The sequence below is a fragment of the Vibrio splendidus genome, from assembly GCF_001557875.1.
In the GTDB taxonomy this organism is placed as follows: Bacteria; Pseudomonadota; Gammaproteobacteria; order Enterobacterales; family Vibrionaceae; genus Vibrio; species Vibrio splendidus_F.
The window spans coordinates 1653116-1673999 of record NZ_LNRF01000001.1 but is presented as its reverse complement, the minus strand read 5'-3'; the positions used below and the strand labels follow the sequence as shown (position 1 = coordinate 1673999).

At 43.8% G+C, this 20884-nt stretch carries 19 protein-coding genes; 15 read left to right on the top strand and 4 right to left on the bottom strand.

Annotation, left to right across the window (positions count from 1 at the left end):
- Nucleotides 1–67 precede the first annotated feature (67 nt).
- Both ATB74_RS07070 and luxQ read left to right on the top strand, forming a co-directional pair.
- Nucleotides 68–1162 carry an autoinducer 2-binding periplasmic protein LuxP gene (locus ATB74_RS07070; protein WP_061017533.1) on the top strand — a complete coding sequence of 365 codons (1095 nt, stop codon included), beginning with the start codon at nt 68–70 and terminating at the stop codon, nt 1160–1162.
- On the top strand, nt 1162–3732 hold the full coding sequence (gene luxQ / locus ATB74_RS07065; RefSeq protein WP_061017531.1) for a quorum-sensing autoinducer 2 sensor kinase/phosphatase LuxQ: 2571 nt from the start codon (nt 1162–1164) through the stop codon (nt 3730–3732). The genes ATB74_RS07070 and luxQ overlap by 1 nt, the downstream gene beginning before the upstream one ends.
- A 48-nt stretch (nt 3733–3780) precedes the next feature.
- Here the strand turns inward: luxQ and ATB74_RS07060 are convergent, their stop codons facing one another.
- Entirely contained in the window at nt 3781–4440 is a 660-nt protein-coding gene (locus tag ATB74_RS07060) for a PilZ domain-containing protein (protein ID WP_060981612.1), read from the bottom strand.
- A 193-nt stretch (nt 4441–4633) separates the two neighbouring features.
- Between ATB74_RS07060 and ATB74_RS07055 the strand changes: the two genes are divergently transcribed.
- A complete protein-coding gene (locus ATB74_RS07055) occupies nt 4634–4984 on the top strand; it encodes a HopJ type III effector protein (RefSeq protein ID WP_060981611.1) in 351 nt (116 codons plus the stop codon).
- A 109-nt stretch (nt 4985–5093) separates the two neighbouring features.
- On the opposite strand, the gene ATB74_RS23725 is transcribed toward ATB74_RS07055, so the two are convergent.
- Nucleotides 5094–5402 carry a DUF1289 domain-containing protein gene (locus tag ATB74_RS23725; protein ID WP_081090074.1) on the bottom strand — a complete coding sequence of 103 codons (309 nt, stop codon included), beginning with the start codon at nt 5400–5402 and terminating at the stop codon, nt 5094–5096.
- A 158-nt stretch (nt 5403–5560) separates the two neighbouring features.
- Between ATB74_RS23725 and yegD the strand changes: the two genes are divergently transcribed.
- The 4 genes from yegD (at nt 5561) to ATB74_RS07035 (ending at nt 10213) form a co-directional block, all read left to right on the top strand.
- On the top strand, nt 5561–6913 hold the full coding sequence (gene yegD, locus ATB74_RS07050; RefSeq protein ID WP_061017529.1) for a molecular chaperone: 1353 nt from the start codon (nt 5561–5563) through the stop codon (nt 6911–6913).
- Nucleotides 6914–7404: 491 nt separating this feature from the next.
- Nucleotides 7405–8439 (top strand): porin, encoded by a 1035-nt coding sequence (locus tag ATB74_RS07045; RefSeq protein ID WP_060981609.1) that lies wholly within the window; start codon nt 7405–7407, stop codon nt 8437–8439.
- Nucleotides 8440–8797: 358 nt separating this feature from the next.
- Entirely contained in the window at nt 8798–9430 is a 633-nt protein-coding gene (locus ATB74_RS07040) for a fumarylacetoacetate hydrolase family protein (protein WP_061017528.1), read from the top strand.
- 150 nt (nt 9431–9580) lie between these two features.
- A complete protein-coding gene (locus tag ATB74_RS07035) occupies nt 9581–10213 on the top strand; it encodes a LysE family translocator (protein ID WP_061017526.1) in 633 nt (210 codons plus the stop codon).
- Nucleotides 10214–10320: 107 nt separating this feature from the next.
- Here the strand turns inward: ATB74_RS07035 and ATB74_RS07030 are convergent, their stop codons facing one another.
- On the bottom strand, nt 10321–12027 hold the full coding sequence (locus tag ATB74_RS07030; RefSeq protein WP_061017524.1) for a phospho-sugar mutase: 1707 nt from the start codon (nt 12025–12027) through the stop codon (nt 10321–10323).
- Nucleotides 12028–12535: 508 nt separating this feature from the next.
- Between ATB74_RS07030 and coxB the strand changes: the two genes are divergently transcribed.
- Genes coxB through ATB74_RS07010 form a run of 4 tightly spaced genes read left to right on the top strand, consistent with a single transcriptional unit; the run spans nt 12536 to nt 16939 of the window.
- Complete coding sequence (gene coxB, locus ATB74_RS07025) at nt 12536–13738, top strand: cytochrome c oxidase subunit II (protein WP_061017522.1); 1203 nt, start codon at nt 12536–12538, stop codon at nt 13736–13738.
- Nucleotides 13735–15396, top strand: coding sequence for a cytochrome c oxidase subunit I (ctaD, locus tag ATB74_RS07020; RefSeq protein WP_061017519.1), 1662 nt, complete (start codon nt 13735–13737; stop codon nt 15394–15396). Before coxB ends, ctaD begins: the two co-directional genes overlap by 4 nt.
- An 11-nt stretch (nt 15397–15407) precedes the next feature.
- Entirely contained in the window at nt 15408–16016 is a 609-nt protein-coding gene (locus ATB74_RS07015; protein ID WP_061017516.1) for a cytochrome c oxidase assembly protein, read from the top strand.
- A gap of 38 nt (nt 16017–16054) precedes the next feature.
- On the top strand, nt 16055–16939 hold the full coding sequence (locus ATB74_RS07010) for a cytochrome c oxidase subunit 3 (protein ID WP_061017514.1): 885 nt from the start codon (nt 16055–16057) through the stop codon (nt 16937–16939).
- 73 nt (nt 16940–17012) lie between these two features.
- Here the strand turns inward: ATB74_RS07010 and ATB74_RS07005 are convergent, their stop codons facing one another.
- Nucleotides 17013–17243, bottom strand: a complete 231-nt coding sequence (locus ATB74_RS07005; protein WP_060981602.1) for a DUF2909 family protein — start codon at nt 17241–17243, stop codon at nt 17013–17015.
- On the opposite strand from ATB74_RS07005, the gene ATB74_RS07000 reads away from it, so the two are divergent.
- The 4 genes from ATB74_RS07000 to cyoE all read left to right on the top strand — a co-directional run bounded on the left by ATB74_RS07000 (nt 17131) and on the right by cyoE (nt 20815).
- Nucleotides 17131–18054, top strand: a complete 924-nt coding sequence (locus ATB74_RS07000; protein WP_081090073.1) for an SURF1 family protein — start codon at nt 17131–17133, stop codon at nt 18052–18054. The genes ATB74_RS07005 and ATB74_RS07000 overlap by 113 nt on opposite strands.
- Nucleotides 18055–18113: 59 nt before the next feature.
- Nucleotides 18114–18722, top strand: coding sequence for a hypothetical protein (locus ATB74_RS06995; RefSeq protein ID WP_061017511.1), 609 nt, complete (start codon nt 18114–18116; stop codon nt 18720–18722).
- Between the two features lie 73 nt (nt 18723–18795).
- Nucleotides 18796–19851, top strand: a complete 1056-nt coding sequence (locus ATB74_RS06990) for a COX15/CtaA family protein (protein ID WP_061017510.1) — start codon at nt 18796–18798, stop codon at nt 19849–19851.
- Complete coding sequence (gene cyoE, locus ATB74_RS06985; protein ID WP_061017508.1) at nt 19841–20815, top strand: heme o synthase; 975 nt, start codon at nt 19841–19843, stop codon at nt 20813–20815. The genes ATB74_RS06990 and cyoE overlap by 11 nt, the downstream gene beginning before the upstream one ends.
- The last annotated feature ends 69 nt before the right edge of the window (nt 20816–20884 follow it).

The window sequence follows — 20884 nt, the reverse complement described above, 5'->3', positions numbered from 1 at the left end:
TACAAAGAGATGGTGTCATGCTAGGTTAAAAAATGAGCCAAAGTAGTTCATATAAAACGAGAAAAATATGAAACGTTTACTGATGTTGTTTGGGCTTACAGTCTTTTCTGTGTCCGCTTTCTCCCACGGTACCCATGTCCTTAATGGATATTGGGAGTACCAAGAATATCTCTCCAAGTTTCCAGAGCAAAAAGCATTGACCGACAAAATGGTCGAAGCGGTAAAAAGTCCATCTGTACCATTGAGTCGAGTTCAAAATAGGCCTATTACGATTTCAGTCGTGTATCCGGGTCAGCAGATCTCTGACTATTGGGTTCGTAATATTCAAGCTTTTGAAAAACGCCTTGATAAATTGAGAATTAACTATCAAATAAATCAGGTGTTTACTCGTGTTAATGCAGACCTAACGCAACAAAGCATTTCACTACAAGAAGCGATCGAGAACAAAACGGATTATTTGGTTTTTACATTAGATACGACGCGACATCGTAAGTTTATTGAGCACGTATTGAGCTCTACGGAGACTAAACTTATCCTGCAAAATATCACAACGCCCGTGCGTGCGTGGGCTGATAGACAGCCGTTTATGTATGTGGGTTTTGATCATGCGACAGGCAGTCTAAAATTAGCGGATTACTTTAAAGAAGTAAGTCAACCTGAAAGTAAATATTCTGTGTTATACCGCTCAGAAGGCTATATCAGTGATGCTCGTGGAGATACCTTTATCCATGATGTGAATACTGATACGAACTTTGCCCTTAAGTCTTCTTTTTACACAAAATCAGACAAAGAAAGTGGTTACCAAGCCGCTAAAATCAGCATGGCGAACGATAAGGATCTAGACTTTATCTATGCATGTGCAACTGATGTCGCTCTGGGCGCCGCACAAGCTATTCGTGAGTCTGGCCGAGATATCTTAGTTAATGGCTGGGGCGGCGGCTCTGCTGAACTTGAAGCCATTGCTAGAGGCGACCTAGATGTGACAGTCATGCGTATGAATGATGATACTGGTATCGCGATGGCTGAGGCGATCAAATGGGATTTAGCCGGAGAGGAGGTTCCTACCGTTTATTCGGGTGACTTTGAGATAGTAACCAAGGAAGATTCCCCAGAACGCATTTCAAAACTTAAGCAGCGAGCATTTAGGTACTCAGGTCAATAATGAAGAAAAGCTACGCCAGTACACCAAGGAACACCTTAGCAAAACTCATTACACGTATCATTATTTTAGTGATAGGCGTGATGGCACTTGGCGTGCTTATTCATAATTATGAAACTAGCAGTAGCATCGTCAAACAAGAGACTAATCGAACGGTTCAGCAAACCTCTAGCCTGATCCAAAATATGTTTGATTATCGTTTGTCGGTGTTGCAAATCCACCAAGATAGTAGTTCACACAGTGAGACGCTACGGGAGTATTTTGATACCAACGATGCAGATGCTCTGAGCTACTTTTTCTTTGGAGTTGACCAACGTGAGCCTGATCATGCTCCAGATTTACGCTTTGTCTCTACTCATGATGGTTTGGTCTGGGAAGATGGCAACGGTCAATTTTATGGGTTGGATGAGTCCTACTTAAAACATATCTCTGATGAGGTGTCTTTCAGTAGTAATTGGCATTTTATCAAACTGACGACAGATATTGGTAATCGTCACTTGTTGGCTCGCCGAACTCCGATTGTGGACAACCAAACAGGAGAGGTTCTAGGCCAGCTCTATATCGCTATCGTACTTGATAACAACTTCTCTCTAGCGGAGTCGATTCAACAAGGCAGTAATTGTGAAAACATCGTTATTGAAGCGCATGGGACACCTGTCACCTCTACATTCAATGGTGATGAGAGCTACACAATCTCTGACATCCTTAACTATCAAATGTACGAGCAATTACCTCGCCATTTTGTCACTGTCGCAACGATTAAAATCAATGCTGTTGAAACCCCTCTCACTATTCGTGCCGTTCAAAAGAACACCAACTTCATAGCGTTAGAAGAGAACTATGAACGTGCGATCATTGTTGTGATAGTAGTGATCATATTTATGTCTTTCTTTGCGCGAGCTTGGATCCAAAGAAGGGTAGCTGCCGAGCTAGACAAGTTGATGGACTTTACTCGCTCTGCAAGTGATAGCGAGGAGTACAACAAGTTTGATGGCTCTAACATTTTCGAGTTTCATCATATTGGCTGTACGCTTGAAGATACCTTTGAACGCTTGTCTGAACAGAACCAAAAGTTCCAAGATCTCTTCAATTTTGCTCACTCACCTATCTTGGTTTGGTCTGAAAAAGGGGATTTGATTCAGATGAACCCCGCGGCTCGAATGGCGTTATTTGATGCCGATGACAATTACGGAGCGGTGGCTCAAGAGTTTGAAACCCGAATGCTGCCGAATATTCAGATGGTAGTTCAAGGCTCGAAACTAACGGGTATCAATGTGCCTATTGGCAAGAAGGTATTTCGCTGGAACATGTCTGCAATAAGCGTTGAACACGGTATCACCGGAGTGGTAGTGCAAGGACAAGATATTACCAAGCTTATTGAAGCTGAGAGGCAAGCAGATCGAGCAAGAGAAGAAGCAGAACACCTTGCTAATGTACGTGCAGACTTCTTAGCTAAGATGAGTCATGAGATTCGTACTCCACTAAACGGTATTCTCGGTGTTTCTCAGTTACTGAAGCGCTCTATACACAGTGAAGATAACCGAGAACAGGTGGATGTACTTTGTAACAGTGCGGAGCATCTACTTGCGGTACTTAACGATATTTTGGATTTCTCAAAGATAGAGCAGGGGCAGTTCAATATTCAAAAGAAAAACTTCCGTTTGGGGGAGTTGGTCAATACCTTGGACAGCATTTATCGTCCGCTTTGTGAAGATAAATCATTAGCGTTTACTATTGTGAATCACATAGTTGATGACATCGAAATAAATACCGACCAAGTGCGTCTTAACCAGATCATGTTTAACCTGCTGAGTAACGCCCTTAAGTTCACTCACCAAGGTGGCATTTCCGTGAGCTTTGAACTCGAAAGTATTTTTAATTCAGACCATGCTAGTTTGGTCGTTCGAGTGAAAGATACAGGTATTGGTATCGATGAAAGTAAAATTGATGCTGTGTTCGAACCTTTTGTTCAAGCTGAAGAGACTACGACTCGTGAATATGGTGGAACAGGGTTGGGTTTAACGATTGTAAAAAACCTTGTCGATATGCTGGAGGGGGACATCCAAGTCCGAAGCGTTATAGAACAAGGTTCGGAGTTCATTATAGAAATTCCTGTGGAAGTGCGCTCTAAGTCGCTCTTGAGCATTAAGCAACAAGTGAATATCGAGCCAGAGGTGTTGTTTAGCCGGTCTTTGAAGGTGCTGCTGGTGGAAGATAATCACACTAACGCCTTTATTGCTCAGGCTTTCTGCAAAAAATATGGAATGGTAGTTACTTGGGCAAAAGACGGTTTAGAAGCGATAGAAATGGCTAAGGCGACAACCTATGACCTTATTTTGATGGATAACCAACTTCCCAATCTAGGTGGTGTTGAAACTACACAGCAATTAAGAGGTGAAATTGGTGTCACAGCTCCAATTTATGCGTGTACCGCTGATGCTCAAGATTCAACCAGAGACAACTTTATGGCTGCAGGGGCGAATTACGTGATTGTAAAGCCTATTAAAGAAGAGTCGTTACACCAAGCATTTGTTCATTTTAAAAACTTACACTGGGATGTAACGAAATACTAATTTGACTCTTTGAAAGTGCTATAGAGCAAGTATTGTGAATAAAATCATTTATACAAAGCCGGCAACAAAGGCCTGCTCTAACAGCAGTGTTTTTAACTCGTCACTCATATCTAGGTGTTCAGGGAACTGAATGCCTAATAGCCAGCCTTGGCCTTGTCGTTTCTTGCTCACCACTTTGTAGACCAGTTCACTATCTAAGTATTCACTTAAGACAGAGTTTACTTGTATCTTCCAACCTACATCGATATCTGATTGTTGCGTGATATAAATGCCGCAGCCTGAAACTGAAAAGTCGACCAAAGTGGCATCCAATGACAAAGTATCAAAGGTGACTTCACAGCTAAGGCGTACCTTGTATCTTTCGTGTTCTCGGATAGGCTTGCTTGCAAAGCTCGAAGGAGGACGCAGGAAAATAAGGTGCGCGGGCGAGGTGATATGAGCCAGTACATTGGTTTTAAAGGCGACAATATGCCCCAGTTCAGTATCGGTGATAGCACGAACAATAATATCTACATTGATGAGTTTTCTGAGCGTCAGAGCCTCTGTCGCTTTTTGTGAAAGCTCTAGGATAAGGTACTGATCCTCTTTGTATCCGATATAAAGTGTACTGATCTGGATGGAGTCGTCTGGGCCAAATTCTAATACAGCTGCTGTTTTTGTACCTGGTTTAAGGTATCTAAACAGTTCTAAGTTCTTATCTTTATGCATATTCGTTACTGAACAATGTTAACCGCTTGATAAAATAATATAACGCCCTGATAAAACTATGTCATTAGTTTCATTGAGGTAATTAGCATTGTAAGCCAAAAAGTGAATCGCTGTCCAAAGTAAACAACGGCTTACTCTTACCGAAAAACAAGATACACTGCTGTCAGTTATATACTTGATGGAGAAATAGTAAATGGAACTGGAAACCTTATTAAATACTCTGGCTGAAACCCCAGAAAGCGTGCAATTTGAAGAAACAATGCAGGTGATTGAAGCTCACTATGATTTTACGGAGAGTGAATTTCGTAATGGCGAGGTGGTGAATGCAGCAGGGCAAAATAATGGTTCGTGTAAGATTTTTGCTTTTGGTTTAGCGCAAGGCCTATCAGTAGAGCAAACACTTGCTTGTTTTGGTCAATTTTATCGTAATGACGTGCTAGCTTTTCCTGAGAACACCGACCATCAAAATATTCGTAACTTCATGGTTCATGGCTGGAACGGAATACAGTTTTCTCAGCCTGCGCTGGTTGCAAAAGCTAAGTAATAAGTAAATTGCTTTAAAGAAGAAGTAAATACTTACTAAACAACAAGTGTTTTGAAGCGAGATTTGATTTTCTCGCTTTTTCTTTTTGAGTGGCTTTTATCTTGGTAGGCTACTGAATCGGCAACTCAGACAAGCACTTACGACACATGCATACCCCAGTTGTAGGTACGGAGTTAGTGTCTCTCTTCTCTAGTTCAAAACACCAACACGTTTCTTTACCTGCACTAATATCGCACTGAGCCGGTTCATTGCATTGTGGACACTGGTGAGTGGAACTTACACCGCTAAGGTTATTCATGACAGACAGTCTTTCGTCTTCAGATAAGCCTTTCCAGCCTATAATCTCATCCATAGTTCGAAAGCAGCCACTGCACATTCCACCGTTATTTTTACAAGCCGCTCGGCAAGGTGTTTTCATTTAACTAACCTGTGATTCATTTGCGCTGAAATGTAGCATACTTGTTTCGCTATTAAGAGTCAGAAAAATAAAAATGACCAAGCGAAAGAAGCAAATGACCTCGTAATTTCAAGGCTTTTCAGGTAGCATCTTGCCCCTTTTGTTGAGTGGGGGATACTATGTTTATTGGATTTGATTATGGAACGGCTAACTGTTCTGTCGCGGCGATGGTTAATGGAGAGCCAAGCCTGTTACCGCTAGAAGGTAACAACCACTATATTCCCTCAACCGTGTTTGCGCCTACCCGTGAAAGCGTTTCTGAACATCTATTCCGCCACTTGAATATCAAGCCGAGTGATACGATCGGTGAGCAAGTACTCCGACGAGCTATTGCTCTGAACAGAGAAGAGAGTATCGATCTAGTGCCAGAAGACATGGCATTTGGTCAGGCTGCGTTGGATCTCTATTTAGAAGACCCTCGCGACGTTTATTATGTTAAGTCCCCTAAGTCTTTCCTTGGTGCGAGTGGACTGCATGATGTTCAGGTGAGCTTTTTCGAAGATTTAGTGTGCGCCATGATGGCAAATATTAAACACCAAGCTGAGCTTACGACTCAAGAGCAGATCAAACAAGCCGTCATCGGCCGACCAATTAACTTTCATGGTCGAGGTGGTGAAGAGGCGAACCGACAAGCTGAAGATATACTGTCTCGCGCAGCTAAGCGTGCCGGTTTCTTTGATATCGCTTTTCAATTTGAGCCAGTAGCTGCAGGTCTTGATTACGAAAGCACCTTAACTGAAAACCAAACGGTATTGGTTGTGGATATTGGCGGTGGTACCACCGATTGTTCATTGTTAGAAATGGGACCAACTTGGTCTGGTAAAGCGGATCGTACCCAGAGTTTGCTCGCACACAGTGGACAAAGGGTAGGGGGCAATGACCTTGATATCTATCTTGCGTTCAAACAACTGATGTCACCTTTTGGTATGGGCAGCAAAGGCATTTCGGGTATCGATATGCCACTGACTCAATTCTGGAATCCAATTGCGATTAATAATGTTGAAGCTCAAAAGAATTTCTATTCAAGAGAAAACCTAGCAGCATTGAAATTACTTCGTAAAGAAGCGTCAGAGCCTCAAAAGCTAGAACGTTTGATGAAGGTTTATCATGATACTTTAGGTTACGGCATTGTGCGCAGAGCGGAAGAAGCTAAGATCGCGCTGGCAGAATCCTCTCAATATCGTGCTGCGATTAATGTTGCCTCTGAATTGGTCGAGGTGGACATCTCAATCGAACAGATGGTTGAAGCGATTGAAACCCCAAAGTCTAAGATGATTGAGTTGGTTAAAGAAGCGATTCAACAAGGTCAGAAACAGCCAGACGTAATCTACATGACGGGTGGTTCAGCTCGTTCACCGATACTTCGTGAAGCTGTACAACAAGCTGTGCCTAACGTACCTATTGTGAGTGGCAACTATTTCGGTTCGGTAACTGCAGGTTTAGCTCGCTGGGCTGAAGTTTGCTTCAAATAAGAGTTTAATGATGTGTTATTTAGGGCAACCGGTCGCTGATTGGTTGCCCTTTTTTTGTCTTTTTTCTAGTGAACTTCCAATTGAGTGATTTTTCCTAGCTCAAATTGGGAATTGTTTCACAAAGCAAAATATTTCAGCCGAGTTCTGTGTGTTACAAAATGTTTCAAAGTTAAAGATATGTCACTCAATGGTCTAATGAGTAATATGTTGCTTTGAATTTTAATGCTACTTTTGCGATTGAAAAATCAAAAGTTGATGAGCAATCGGTCTCAAAATATAAAAAAGGTTACGACAGGTTTGTGCTCTATCTTTTTGTTTAGTATTGATTTTTTGTTTTTTATAGTGTGATTTGTTTTATTTTATATATTTTAATGCAACTTTTTTGTCATTCGTATATTAGTGTTTTCCTACTTGTTAAATGCAGGTAACAACTTCTCCGTAAGCACGAGGTTGTTAGTGAATAACTCACCCAGTTACAAATGGATATGACAATGAATAAGAAACTTTTAGCGCTAGCAATTTCTGGTGCAGTATTTGGTACACAGGCAGTTGCAGTAGAACTTTACAACGAAGACGGCACAACATTCTCAGTTGGCGGCCACGTTTCAGTTGCAGTTGGTGACGTAAATAGCGATGACCGTCAAAACAGCGATGATATTGGTGTAGAGACTGTTTCTCCACGTATCAACTTCGGTGCAACTCACGAACTAGGTAACGGCTTTACTGCTGACGCTAAAGGTGAATGGGCGCTAAACATGCTTGACGGTGGTGAACAGTCTTTCACTACTCGTCTTGGTTATGTTGGTGTTTCTCATGATGACTTAGGTCGTGCAGCTGTTGGTACTCAATGGGCGCCTTACTACAGCGTTGCTGGTGTAGCTGATATGCCAATTGCATTCGCGAATGACTTCATCTACGAAGATCACGGCAATCTAGGTACTGGCCGTGGTGAAGAGATGGTTAGCTACGGTAATGCGATCGATTTCGGGAATGCTGGTTCTCTAAACGTAGGTGTTGCATGGCAAGGCCGCAAAGCTGATACAATTGATTACGGTAACCGTGGTCAAATCGCTTTGAACTACTCCATTGCAGATTTCACTGCAAACTACGCATACAACACTGGTGACGTAGACTACGTTGTAGCTGGTTCACAAACTGCGGATTCTCACGTAGTAAGTGCAACTTACGGTTCTTACGGCGCTGAAGGTCTTTACCTTGCTGGTGTTTACGCAATGAACAACTACATGAATTCTGGTAACAACCAGATTCTTGAAGAGTCAGTTGCTATTGAATTACTAGCGTCTTACGCACTTTCTAACAGTCTTAACCTAAGCGTTAACTACGAAGCTGTAGAAGATGATAAGAAGAGCGAAACTGTATACAGCACGACTGCTCTACAAGCTGAATACAACTTCACATCTCAGTTCGTAGGTTTTGCTGGCTACCAGTTCGACCTACAAGGTTCTGGTGAGTACAAAGAAAAAGCTGATGACCAATGGCTACTTGGTGCTCGTTACTACCTGTAAGTCGAAAACTAATTTAGCATAGTGTTTACTCCTTAGGTTTACCTTCAGGATACTGTCCTAGACACCATGCTAAGCCCTCTCAAGCCTTTTGGTTTGAGAGGGCTTCTTTCGTTCTATACACACCTGTTTTAGCTTTTCCTTCATGCTCCCCAACTATTCATTTTGTCTACGTAGCTATGATCTACGAAGCTATGGCTCTTGTCATCAGTTCTTATATGTCGCGATCTTCGGATAAAAGTATTTAAATCATTTAATTGAGCTCAAGATCAGAATTTAGATATTGGTAACCATCTTGTCAAAGACTCTCATTTTATGATGCGTTAAACTCTGCACTCCAAAAATAGTTCAGGGATAAACTATGAGCAGCGTTGTAGATCAGGAACAATTGATGAATTCGAAACGAACAGCAACTCCCAGCAAAGTGTTGTGTGTTGGGCGTAACTATGTCGATCACATCGAAGAACTAAACAATGCAATCCCTGATGCTATGGTGGTTTTCAATAAACCGAGTACCAGTGTTACGTCATCTCTGTCTTCTTTTCATCAAGAAGCACTGCACTACGAAGCCGAAATCTGTTTCATCGTCGAAAGTGGCCAATATTCAGCTGTGGGTTTAGGACTAGATCTTACCAAGCGCGAGCTACAAAGTAGCTTAAAAGCGAAAGGCTTGCCTTGGGAGCGTGCTAAAGCGTTTGATGGTTCTGCTGTTCTCAGTCGCTTTGTTCCTACTACTGACTTGGAGCTCACGGACTTGAATTTAGAGCTGTTTATCAACTGTGTTCGCGTTCAAAAAGGGCATGTAGAGCAGATGCTTTACTCTCCACAAACTATCCTCGAAGAGTTATCTTCTTACACTACTTTTCTTGATGGCGATGTTGTAATGACAGGTACGCCTAAAGGTGTTGGTGAGGTGCATCGAGGTGATATATTCCTTGGTCGTCTAAAGTGTGGTGAAACGACACTGATTGAGATCGAGTGGGTAGCAAGTTAATCAGTCTTTTCTATTTAGTTAATAAATTGGAATTATCGCTTAATGCTGGTTTTTAATTCGAATAAATAAACGACGAACAACTGATTGCATCTGGAAGGGTGTTGGTAATTGATATAAAATCCGCCTCCGTTTTTATCAATGCTGACCCACATGATCGATTTAACCATCTTACCTGTTTACCTGACTGCCGTTGTTGCACTTCTACTTTTACCTGGCCCTGATATGTTACTTATCGCGAGCTCAAGTATGAGCTATGGCCGCAAGGTTGGTGTGTTCGCAAGTTTAGGCAACGCGACTTCTGGAATCATTCTGACAGTGTTAGCGGCTATGGGTGTATCAGCGTTGATCGCAATGAGCCCAATAGCGCTTAAAGCCCTTCACCTTTTAGGCGGAGCCTACTTATTGAAAATGGGGTGGGATTGCCTTCGGACAGAGCAGGGTAACGCGCCTGAGCTAAGCGATAACTTTGCAGCAAAAGCCTACTACCAACGAGCACTTATTAGTAACCTGCTTAATCCTAAAGCCTTGGTTTTTTTCGTGATGTTTTTGCCTCAGTTCGTATCGACGAATATTGAAGCGACTTCCGGTGAGCAGATGCTTGTTCTGGGTTTATTATTGAATGTTCTTGGCCTAACGTTCAACTTTTTGCTGGTGGCTTTAGTGGGTACGATTGGTAAGTCACTGGTGGAAAATGCTAAGTTTCGCACCTATCAACAGAAAGTGATGGGCGGAGTCTTCATCGTATTGGCGATCTGGATGTTGTCTTCTTTCTTTACTTCGTAGACGAATCAAACCAGACATCTTCTTGCGGTTAGCCGCTGAGACAAAAATGGACGCTTCGAGCGTCCATTTTTTATTTATAACCGTTACATGGTGAACACGCTAAATCGCTATGAGTTTAACTCTTTTTGGTGCTGTTCAATCAGTTTTTCCATGTACTGTTCGCCGCGCAAGCGAGTATCTTCGTACGTTTCTGTCCCTTCAAACTTTGTCACAGTCTCATAATAGACTTTCACTTTCGGTTCTGTGCCGGAAGGTCTTACGATAATGCGTGAGCCGTCCTCGAGATGATAGATGAGCACATCACTCGAAGGCAGGTTAATGGCTTCAGTATTGCCCCCAATGACGAAGCGCAAAGAAGACTGTAGATCTTCAATCACAGAGATAGCGACTCCGTTTATTGCATTAGGTTGTGCCGATCGGAGTTTAGAACCAATCGACGGTGAATCTGGGTCGAGGGCAATACTTCGTTGCGCGTTGGTGTGAACCCCATGTTCAAATGAAATCTGAGCAAGGAGATCCCAAACCGTTCGGCCTTGAGATTTTAACTCTTCAACCAATTGAGCAAACACGACGATAGCCGATAGCCCATCCTTGTCTCGTACCTGAGTACCAATGGTGTAGCCTAACGCTTCTTCATAGGCGAACAAGAACTCGTTATTCTCATCTTCTAATTGCATGCCAATATTAGCTAACCATTTAAACCCGGTCAGCGTTTGGAAATAAGTCGCACCATGAGATTGAGCCACTTTTTCAAGCAAGGTTGAAGATACAATACTGTTGCCAACTAACTGGTTTTTGGCATGTGGCTTTGACAGTAAGTAATGTGCGAATAACACACCCACTTGGTCGCCAGTTAGCATTTTGTATGAGCCATCATCTGTTCTAACCGCAACCGCAAATCGGTCCGCATCTGGGTCATTGGCACAAGCAATGTCGGCATCGACACTTTTTGCTAAGTTAACCACCAGATCCATCGCGCCTTTTTCTTCCGGATTCGGGAAGTTCACGGTTGGGAAGTTACCATCAGGCTCTCTTTGTTCTGCAACGCTGAATACCTTATGGAAACCAGAATCATGGAGCAAATCTTCAGCCATTTGTGCGCCCACACCATGCATAGCGGTGTAGGTGATGGTGGTGTTCGCCGATTCAATGTCTTTACTCACATATGGGCTCTGATTGATCGCAGCGCGATACGTTTGGTAATAGCCTTCAGTTAACCACACTAACTTGCCTTGTGCTTCCGCGTCACTCAAGCTCATTAAAGGAATAGGCTTGGTCGATGCGATATCGATTTCAGAGGCAATGCCAGCATCATGCGGTGGAATGATTTGAGCACCATTCTCCCAGTACACTTTGAAGCCATTGTATTCTGGTGGATTATGACTAGCCGTTACCACAACAGCTGCGGCTGCGTTGAAATGTTCAATACCGAAAGCAACGATAGGGGTTGCTGCGACATTCGAGGTTAAGTAAACCTTAATACCCAAAGCCGTGAGTACAGAAGCGGTATCAATAGCGAATTGCTTTGAATCTAAGCGGCCGTCATAGCCCACAACAACACCACGAATCTTGGCATTTGCAACGTGCTCTATCAAATAATGACCAAGCCCAGTCGCGGTTTCTTGTATCACTAAGCGATTCATTCTATTTGGACCACATCCCACTTTGCCTCGTAGACCTGCTGTTCCGAACTCCAATCGCTGCGTAAAGCGGTCTTCTAATTCGTCGTGCATTCCTTCATCGATGAGGTGTTGAAGCTCTTCACGAGTTCTCGGGTCTGGGTCTCTCGCTAACCAATTCATTGCATCTTGCATAATCACTAAACCTTTTAATGTCTGTATGACTTACTGTTGATTTAACTTAAGTGATATTGATTATCATTTCTATGAAAGCAATCGTAAAACTCGATATAAAATAAATTCCAACGGCAAGAGGGCATGTAGCTTAGTCACTTCAAATAATTGACTGTTTAGTAAGTAAACTTACCTTGAACAATTGGATATCACTAACTAGCCTTTTACATAAATATAACAAAATTTAACAAATTCGCCGTTTTTGAATCTTTCATGGAAACCTCCAACGCTTTTGAGCCGTATTGGCTCATGGGGAGATATGAGGTTGATAGTGTTTTAAAGCTGTCTCCATGTGAGTTGTAGATTGAGATTCAGATTCAGCCTTTTCATGTGTAGTCGGGATAACAATGAATGTTGTCTGGCTCGTAATGGCATATAGCTTGTAATGAAACTTAGCTCACAACGAAATATGGCTCGTAACGACATTTAGGTCGCAAGTATCCAATTAGGAAGGATAAGGAGAGATCTTTTGAAAAGATTACTGGTTAGGCTAGCGTGGCTTTTGAAGAGTTTTGTTGTGGTTTTAGTGTCGCCTTTAGTGCATGCAAGTAGTGAATACAACATGACAAGAGGTGTGACTGAGATCAGCGGTGAGGTTTATGAACTTCACATGCTTATCTTCTACATCTGCTGTGCAATCGCCTTCGTCGTTTTTGGTGTGATGTTCTATTCGATTCTGAGGCACAGAAAGTCGAAGGGCGCGGTAGCCGCTCATTTTCACGAAAGCACCAAAGTTGAAATCCTCTGGACCATCATTCCTATTATCATCCTCATCGCTATGGCCATACCTGCCACCAAAACCTTGATAGCGATGGAAGATACCTCCCAATCAGACCTGACAGTTAAAATCACTGGATCACAATGGAAATGGCATTACAGCTACTTTGGTGAGGATGTCGAATTCTTCAGCCTTCTAGCGACCAGCGACAAAGAGATTGAAGGCATCGAAGTGAAAGGCGCGCATTACCTACTAGAAGTTGATAAGCCACTTGTATTGCCTATTGACCGTAAAGTCCGCTTCTTAATGACTTCCGACGATGTAATTCACTCATGGTGGGTGCCAGCGTTCGCCGTTAAGAAAGATACCATTCCAGGTTTTATCAATGAGGCTTGGACAAAAATCGATGAGCCTGGGGTATATCGCGGCCAATGTGCTGAGCTATGTGGTCGTGCTCATGGCTTCATGCCGATAGTGGTGCATGCCATGGAAGAAGCCGAGTTTGACGCATGGCTAGCCGAGCAGAAAGAGTTAGCGATAGCTGAACAACAAGCCGCGAAAGATGCATTAGATGCGTCACTTTCCTTGGAAGAGTTGAATATGATCGGTGAAGAGGTTTACAAAACTCGATGTGCAGTTTGTCATCAAGCAAACGGTGAGGGTATTCCTGGATCGTTCCCTGCCATTAAAGGGAGCCCTATTGCTCTTGGTGATGTGGGTGTTCATATCGACACCATTGTTTATGGACGTGGCGGCACGGCGATGCAAGCATTCGATAATCAGTTAACCGAGAAAGAGATCGCAGCGGTAGTGACCTATCAACGAAACGCTTGGGGCAATGATACAGGTGATATTGTTCAGGCTTCAGATGTGAATGCTTATAAGACCAAGCAAGAAAGCGGTTCTGAAAGCTCATCGGACGAAGCACAAAGTGATGCTAAGGAGCAGTTATGAGTTCACCAATTAATAAGCCGGTGAAATCGGCTCCAGCAGAAGACCAAGCGCTAAGCCATTCTGTGGAAGGTACGCTGGGCAATAGTGATTTGCCTGTTGATGATCACGACTCACATGCGGCACCTAAAGGCTGGGCTCGTTGGCTATATTCAACCAATCATAAAGATATTGGGACACTTTATTTGTGGTTCAGCTTTGCGATGTTCTTAACGGGTGGAGCCATGGCAATGGTGATCCGCGCGGAGCTATTCCAACCGGGGTTACAACTCGTTGAGCCAGATTTCTTCAACCAGATGACCACAGTCCACGGCTTGATCATGGTATTTGGTGCGGTGATGCCAGCATTCACAGGGTTGGCTAACTGGATGATCCCAATGATGATCGGTGCCCCTGATATGGCGCTACCGAGAATGAACAACCTCAGCTTCTGGATCTTACCTTTTGCGTTTCTAATCTTAATCGGATCTTTGTTTACTGAGGGCGGCGGCCCTAGCTTTGGTTGGACCTTTTATGCGCCACTCTCGACCACTTATGGTCCAGACAGTACCGCGCTATTCGTATTCTCAGTTCATATTATGGGGATCAGTTCGATCATGGGGGCGATTAACGTGATCGTAACCATAGTGAACATGAGGGCACCGGGTATGACTTGGTTTAAATTGCCGATGTTCGTATGGACTTGGTTAATTACCGCTTTCTTACTGATAGCCGTTATGCCGGTGCTGGCCGGTGCCGTCACCATGGTACTGACTGACAAATACTTTGGAACAAGCTTCTTTGATGCCGCTGGTGGTGGTGATCCGGTGATGTTCCAGCACATATTCTGGTTCTTTGGTCACCCCGAAGTGTACATCATGATCTTACCGTCTTTTGGTATTGTCTCAGCCATCATCCCTGCATTCAGTGGCAAGCGTTTGTTTGGCTACCACTCGATGGTGTACGCGACTTGCAGTATTGCATTGCTGTCATTCTTGGTTTGGGCGCACCACATGTTCACCACGGGTATGCCGGTCTTTGCTGAACTGTTCTTCATGTATTGCACCATGCTGATTGCGGTGCCGACCGGTGTGAAAGTCTTTAACTGGGTGGCGACCATGTGGCGAGGTGCATTGACCTTTGAAACCCCAATGCTTTTCACAATCGCCTTTATTGTACTGTTTACGATAGGCGGCTTGTCTGGATTGATGCTCGCTATCGTTCCTGCTGATTTCCAATATCATGACACCTATTTTGTTGTGGCTCACTTCCATTATGTTCTGGTGACTGGTGCCGTGTTCTCGATTATGGCCGCGGCCTATTATTGGCTGCCTAAGTGGACAGGGCATATGTACGACCACAAGCTTAGTCTGTGGCATTTCTGGACTTCAGTAGTTTCAGTCAATGTGCTGTTCTTTCCTATGCACTTTTTAGGCTTGGCAGGTATGCCACGTCGTATTCCAGACTACGCTATCCAGTTCGCTGATGTTAACCAAGTGGTGTCGATAGGGGGCTTTGCCTTTGGTTTGTCTCAATTGATCTTCTTGTGGTTAGTCATCAAGTGTGTGAAAGGTGGGGAGCCTGCGTCGAGTAAACCATGGGAGCGCGCTGAAGGGTTAGAGTGGACGGTACCAAGCCCAGCACCTCATCATACCTTTACTCATCCGCCTAAAGTGGATTAGAGGGCTGAATCATGAGTGATAACCAAAGCGATCTAGATAAAAACCAGCCCAAGCGATCATCCAAAAAGCTGACAGGCTACTTAGTGTTGAGCGTGGTTGCGATGTTTGGCTTCGGTTTCGCTTTGGTGCCGCTTTATGATGTGATGTGTGAGGCTTTGGGAATCAACGGTAAAACCAATACGGTTTCTGCGGTTCAACCTCAGGGGATGCAACCTGATTACTCTCGGACGATTCGGGTGGAGTTCATGTCTCATATTAAGCCTGATATGCCATGGCATTTTTCGCCTGAAGTGAGAGTGTTAGAGGTTCATCCTGGTGAGGTGGTTCAAACTAACTATATTGCCAAAAATCTTTCTGGAGCCTCATTGATTGGTCAGGCTGTGCCATCTGTATCTCCAGGTATGGGGGCAACCTACTTCAATAAGATGGAGTGTTTTTGCTTTAATCAGCAACCACTTGATGGCTTCAAGAGCGCCGAAATGGGTTTGATATTTTATATAGAGCCAGATATTCCAGAATCGATTCACACGCTGACGCTCTCTTATACGTTATTCAATATCACGAGTAAGGTGGTTGGGGGAGTAAACGAACCTGAGCCTAATGTACTCGCAAGTAATTAAGAAATTACAGAACCAGAATCAACAAAAGGAGTCGAGCGATGAGTTCTAAAAAGGAAGTGTATTTCGTTCCACATCAAAGCCATTGGCCGCTAGTGGGTGCCGTTGCTCTGTTTCTTGTTGCGGTCGGAGCAGGGTTAACCGTCCAAAACATGGGTACTGACGCTGCTGGTGGCGTATTCGGCAAAGCGGTGCTGTTAGTGGGTTTCGCTGTTCTTCTGTATATGCTCGCGGGTTGGTTTAGTAACGTGATTACAGAGTCACTGAGTGGTGTTTATTCAGAGCAAATATCTCGCTCTTTTAGGCAAGGTATGAGCTGGTTCATCTTCTCTGAAATCATGTTCTTCGGTGCTTTCTTTGGTGCGCTTTTCTATGCTCGCATGATTTCTGTGCCTTGGATTGGTGGTGCGGGCAATAATGAAATGACCCATGAAGTATTGTGGCCGATGTTCCAATCAATATGGCCGCTAACGACTACACCAGGTGGCGTAACGACAGAAGCCATGTCTTGGCAAGGTATCCCATTTAAGAACACCATTATTCTGCTGCTTTCCTCTGTGACATTGCACATGGCACATATCAGTCTTGAACAAAATAAACGTATGGCTTTGATCGTGTGGTTGGAGATAACTATTGTTCTAGCTGGCTTCTTCCTATTCTTCCAAGTTGAAGAGTACCTTCACGCTTATCAAGAGATGGGGCTGACACTTCAATCCGGTATCTATGGCAACACATTCTTCTTACTGACAGGATTCCATGGCTTGCATGTTTGTTTAGGAACCCTCTTTTTGATTGTGTTGTTAGCAAGGGTTGCGAAAGATCATTTTACTCCGAAAGACCACTTTGCCTTCCAAGCGGGCAGTTGGTATTGGCACTTTGTCGATGTGGTTTGGTTAGGGTTGTTCGTATTTGTCTATGTACTTTAACGACATATTGAGCTGCTCTAAGCCACACTTGAAAGAACAAATAAGTTTGAGAGCGTTGATAAACCTGAAAGTGCTAATAAGGTCGTGGATTTGGAGTGATGGTTCCAGAAGCAAGAGCCAGTAAAAGCAACAGTATCACGATGGCAGAAAGCATCACACGACGACCCAAGAAGTGACTGAGCCTTTTTCCATTGTGTTTACCTGAGGCGATTTGGATTAGACCTTTCATCAAATTGAAAGCGATAAAAAACAACAAAGCGACCAATACAATTTTAAATAACAATACAAAGGTAGATGACGCCATAGTGATAACTCCAAACCGATTGATTGAGGATGAACACAAGTTCCGCAGTAAAGGTTTTTGGATAGCGGTTGTTTTAACTGTGGTTTCAGTCAGCGCTTTAATCAAGTTGGGTTTGTGGCAACTAGATCGTGGTAACGAGAAATTGCGTTATGAACAGCAATTAACAGAGAGAGCGCAGCTATCGTCACAACCTTTAGGTGTCGTTATTTCTGAGTTTCGAGACATGAGTTCCTCTGACCAAGATTCATTGCCCCTTCAAACCCTATACGGATTAAAGGTTGATGTTGAATTAGTAAATACGAGTGGCTTGATTCTCCTGTTAGATAACCAGATTAACCAAGGAACGGTAGGGTATGTGATTTACATGCTCGGTGAGGTTCAAACACAAGATGGAAGAAAACAACTGTTGATCGATCTTGGGTTCGTTGCAGCAAATAATGACAGAAGAGAGCTCCCACAAATCGGAAACGTCACGCTACCAACCAACATGTCTGGGCGTTTGTACACACGTTCAGTGAATCCGTTAAGTCAGGAGCTTGGGTTGGAGAATACGGCACCGAAAAGAATTCAAAACATCAATATAGAGGCGTTATCGCAATATACAGGACAAGAGGTGTTGCCGTTTATCTTTCAACCTCAGAGCTTAGATTCATGGCCTTATGAAATGTTATGGCGCCCGACGGCGATGAAGTCTGATAAGCACTTTGGTTATTCGTTTCAATGGTTCGTGATGGCTGCGGTACTGCTCTCTCTGATGTTATTGATTGGCTACCGACACTTAAAGAAACATAGTCACATTAATAAGAAGTAAATGCCCGAAATGACATAAATACAGATAGCGAACGGCAGCGCTTAATACAGGGAATCAAAATGGATAAGTCTCAAGTACAACTTAACAAGGACAGTACCGATGCAAACTTGGCTGCGTTTAAACAGCGTCGCTCACGTGGTCGCCTTGTATTAATCGGATTGATTCTGATCTTCGCCTTACCTGCCATTATCGCTAAAACCGTGTTAGAGCAAAATTGGTACACATCTGGTGTGACAAACACGGGGGAGTTGGTTGAGCCAAGAGTGACGTTGCAAGATTTTGGGTTGACGGCGCCGGTGGAAGGAGAAGGATGGCTGGTGGGTTACATTGCTCCGACTGAGTGCGATAGCTTGTGTGAACAACAACTCCATTACTTGAATCAAAGCTATTTGGCGCTAGGTAAAAACAAAGAGCGGGTGACCCCTGTTGTTTTTGTATCGGAGGGTAACTCGTTAACGGGTTCGCTCGATAAGCCTGCTCTATCTTTGTTAGCTGGTGGTGATCAGTTAAGTACCGAGTTTTCGCCTGCTTCCATTGTCATTATTGACCCACTAGGACAGTTGGTAATGGAGTACAAAAGCGTTTCTGATCCTTCGCAGCTAGTTGGTCAATCTAAAGGCATGATTCATGATTTAAGAAAGCTTCTCAAACTGTCACGAGTCGGGTAGTTGATAAGCTTTAGTAGATGGCGCGAATGCTTGAGTTAAGTAGCGAAAGGGAATAAGTATAGGGAGATAAACGATGCAGAATAAAGCCTCTGATTTACTGATGCTCGTGATGAGATTAACTATCTTGTTAACCCTTACCGTGATTGTTCTCGGCGCTTATACCCGTTTGTCTGATGCAGGCCTTGGCTGTCCTGATTGGCCGGGTTGTTACGGAAAGATCACCGTGCCCTCTGATGCCCAAGCGGTGAATCAAGCCAATCTGCAATTTCCAGAGCGAGCTCTCGAAGCAGATAAAGCTTGGATAGAGATGATACATCGCTATTTTGCAGGAACATTAGGGCTGCTTATCTTTGTCGTTGTAGCTTGTTGTATTAAAAAGAATATTACTTCGATTGGGCTTCCTTTGCTTATTTCAGCCACTGTGATTTTTCAGGCTTTGCTTGGAATGTGGACGGTGACTCTCAAGTTGATGCCCGTTGTGGTTATGGCGCATTTGATGGGGGGCTTCACACTGTTGTCACTGTTGTGTCTGCTCTACTGTCGTTTGTCTCAATTCCAAAGCCGTTTTGGCGAGGTTTCTTGTTCTCCATCACTTAAAGCTTGGGCGCTCTTTGGGTTACTCATTGTGGTTGGGCAGATACTGCTTGGTGGTTGGACATCGTCAAACTATGCCGCTTTGGTGTGTACCCAATTACCTATTTGTGAAGGTAACTGGATGAGCTACCTCGATTTCAAAAATGCGTTCGATTTTGCTCAACGCGGACATGATAATTATGAGTTTGGTGTGTTGGAGTATCCCGCAAGGCTCACCATCCATGTCATGCACAGGTTTGGGGCTATTGTGGCGACGTTAACGGTGCTGATGGTCGTGTACCAGCTATGGAAGTTTGGTCAAGTGCCTCACCAAAAGCTAAGCGTGATTGTCGCAATCGTGTTGTTTATTCAAATCAGTCTTGGGGTCAGCAATGTATGGTTTCACCTGCCAATCTCAGTTGCGGTTTTGCATAACCTAGTCGCAGCGATGTTGCTCATCAGCATGGTTGTAACCAATTTTGTGGTGTGGCAGCGCAAACCGAGTGAGAGCTTGGTGAGGAACAGTGTATTACAAGGAGGTAATCATGGTCAGTAGAACGTCAACACAGCATGAAGTAGTGGTTCAAGACGCAACCTTAAGTCATAAGGTAACAGCCAATAACGACATAGCTTTAAGTAACGAAATGGCTGCAAAAAACAAAGCTACTTGGAAAGTTTATCTAACGCTGACCAAGCCTAAAGTGGTTGCTTTGATGTTGCTGACGGCATTGGTCGGGATGTGTTTGGCTGTGCCTAATAGCTTACCTTTACAGCAAACACTGTGCGGAATGATTGGGATAGGACTAATGGCGGGTTCAGCGGCTGCATTTAACCACTTGATCGATAAAAAGATCGACGGTCAGATGACTCGAACAAACCGACGACCTTTACCGTCAGGTGAGCTGAGTAGTGTGCGTGTATTCAGCTTTGCGGCGGGTATCGGCTTACTTGGATTCGTCACGCTTGTCGTGTGGGTCAATCAACTCACCGCTTGGCTAACTTTTGCAAGCTTGTTGGGTTACGCAGTGATTTATACCATGTACTTAAAGCGAGCGACGCCACAAAACATCGTGATTGCTGGGATCGCAGGTGCAATGCCTCCGCTATTGGGTTGGACGGCAGTCACTAACGAACTGCATTCAAACGCTTGGTTGTTGGTGATGGTCATCTTTATTTGGACACCTCCGCACTTCTGGGCGTTGGCAATTCATCGTCGTGACGAGTATGCCAAAGTGAACATACCCATGCTGCCTGTAACCCACGGGATCGAATACACCAAGACTTCTATCTTGCTCTATACTTTGTTGCTTAGCATCGTGTGTATATTGCCTGTATTGGTCGGTATGAGCAGTTGGATATATCTGAGCGCTTCATTGGTGCTCAACGGTGGGTTTGTTTACCATGCTTGGGTACTTAAATATCGTGATGAGCCTAATATGGCGATGAAGACCTTTAAGTTCTCCATCTATCATCTCATGATCTTGTTTGTTGCTCTGTTGGCAGACCACTATCTACTTTGAACACCTTAATTTCTGCTGTTGCTGAAGAAGAAAACGGATGCTCTGGGCATCCGTTTTGGTTACTCAAAC

Coding starts and splice junctions, on each gene's coding strand:
- ATB74_RS23725 (WP_081090074.1), bottom strand. CDS start 5,402: ATGAAAACACCTTGCCGAGCGGCTTGTAAAAATAACGGTGGAATGTGC.
- ATB74_RS07010 (WP_061017514.1), top strand. CDS start 16,055: ATGAGTTCTAAAAAGGAAGTGTATTTCGTTCCACATCAAAGCCATTGG.
- ATB74_RS07035 (WP_061017526.1), top strand. CDS start 9,581: ATGATCGATTTAACCATCTTACCTGTTTACCTGACTGCCGTTGTTGCA.
- ATB74_RS07015 (WP_061017516.1), top strand. CDS start 15,408: ATGAGTGATAACCAAAGCGATCTAGATAAAAACCAGCCCAAGCGATCA.
- ATB74_RS07005 (WP_060981602.1), bottom strand. CDS start 17,243: ATGGCGTCATCTACCTTTGTATTGTTATTTAAAATTGTATTGGTCGCT.
- cyoE (WP_061017508.1), top strand. CDS start 19,841: ATGGTCAGTAGAACGTCAACACAGCATGAAGTAGTGGTTCAAGACGCA.
- ATB74_RS07055 (WP_060981611.1), top strand. CDS start 4,634: ATGGAACTGGAAACCTTATTAAATACTCTGGCTGAAACCCCAGAAAGC.
- ATB74_RS07060 (WP_060981612.1), bottom strand. CDS start 4,440: ATGCATAAAGATAAGAACTTAGAACTGTTTAGATACCTTAAACCAGGT.
- yegD (WP_061017529.1), top strand. CDS start 5,561: ATGTTTATTGGATTTGATTATGGAACGGCTAACTGTTCTGTCGCGGCG.
- ATB74_RS07030 (WP_061017524.1), bottom strand. CDS start 12,027: ATGCAAGATGCAATGAATTGGTTAGCGAGAGACCCAGACCCGAGAACT.
- ATB74_RS06995 (WP_061017511.1), top strand. CDS start 18,114: ATGGATAAGTCTCAAGTACAACTTAACAAGGACAGTACCGATGCAAAC.
- luxQ (WP_061017531.1), top strand. CDS start 1,162: ATGAAGAAAAGCTACGCCAGTACACCAAGGAACACCTTAGCAAAACTC.
- ATB74_RS07045 (WP_060981609.1), top strand. CDS start 7,405: ATGAATAAGAAACTTTTAGCGCTAGCAATTTCTGGTGCAGTATTTGGT.
- ATB74_RS07070 (WP_061017533.1), top strand. CDS start 68: ATGAAACGTTTACTGATGTTGTTTGGGCTTACAGTCTTTTCTGTGTCC.
- ATB74_RS06990 (WP_061017510.1), top strand. CDS start 18,796: ATGCAGAATAAAGCCTCTGATTTACTGATGCTCGTGATGAGATTAACT.
- ATB74_RS07040 (WP_061017528.1), top strand. CDS start 8,798: ATGAGCAGCGTTGTAGATCAGGAACAATTGATGAATTCGAAACGAACA.
- ctaD (WP_061017519.1), top strand. CDS start 13,735: ATGAGTTCACCAATTAATAAGCCGGTGAAATCGGCTCCAGCAGAAGAC.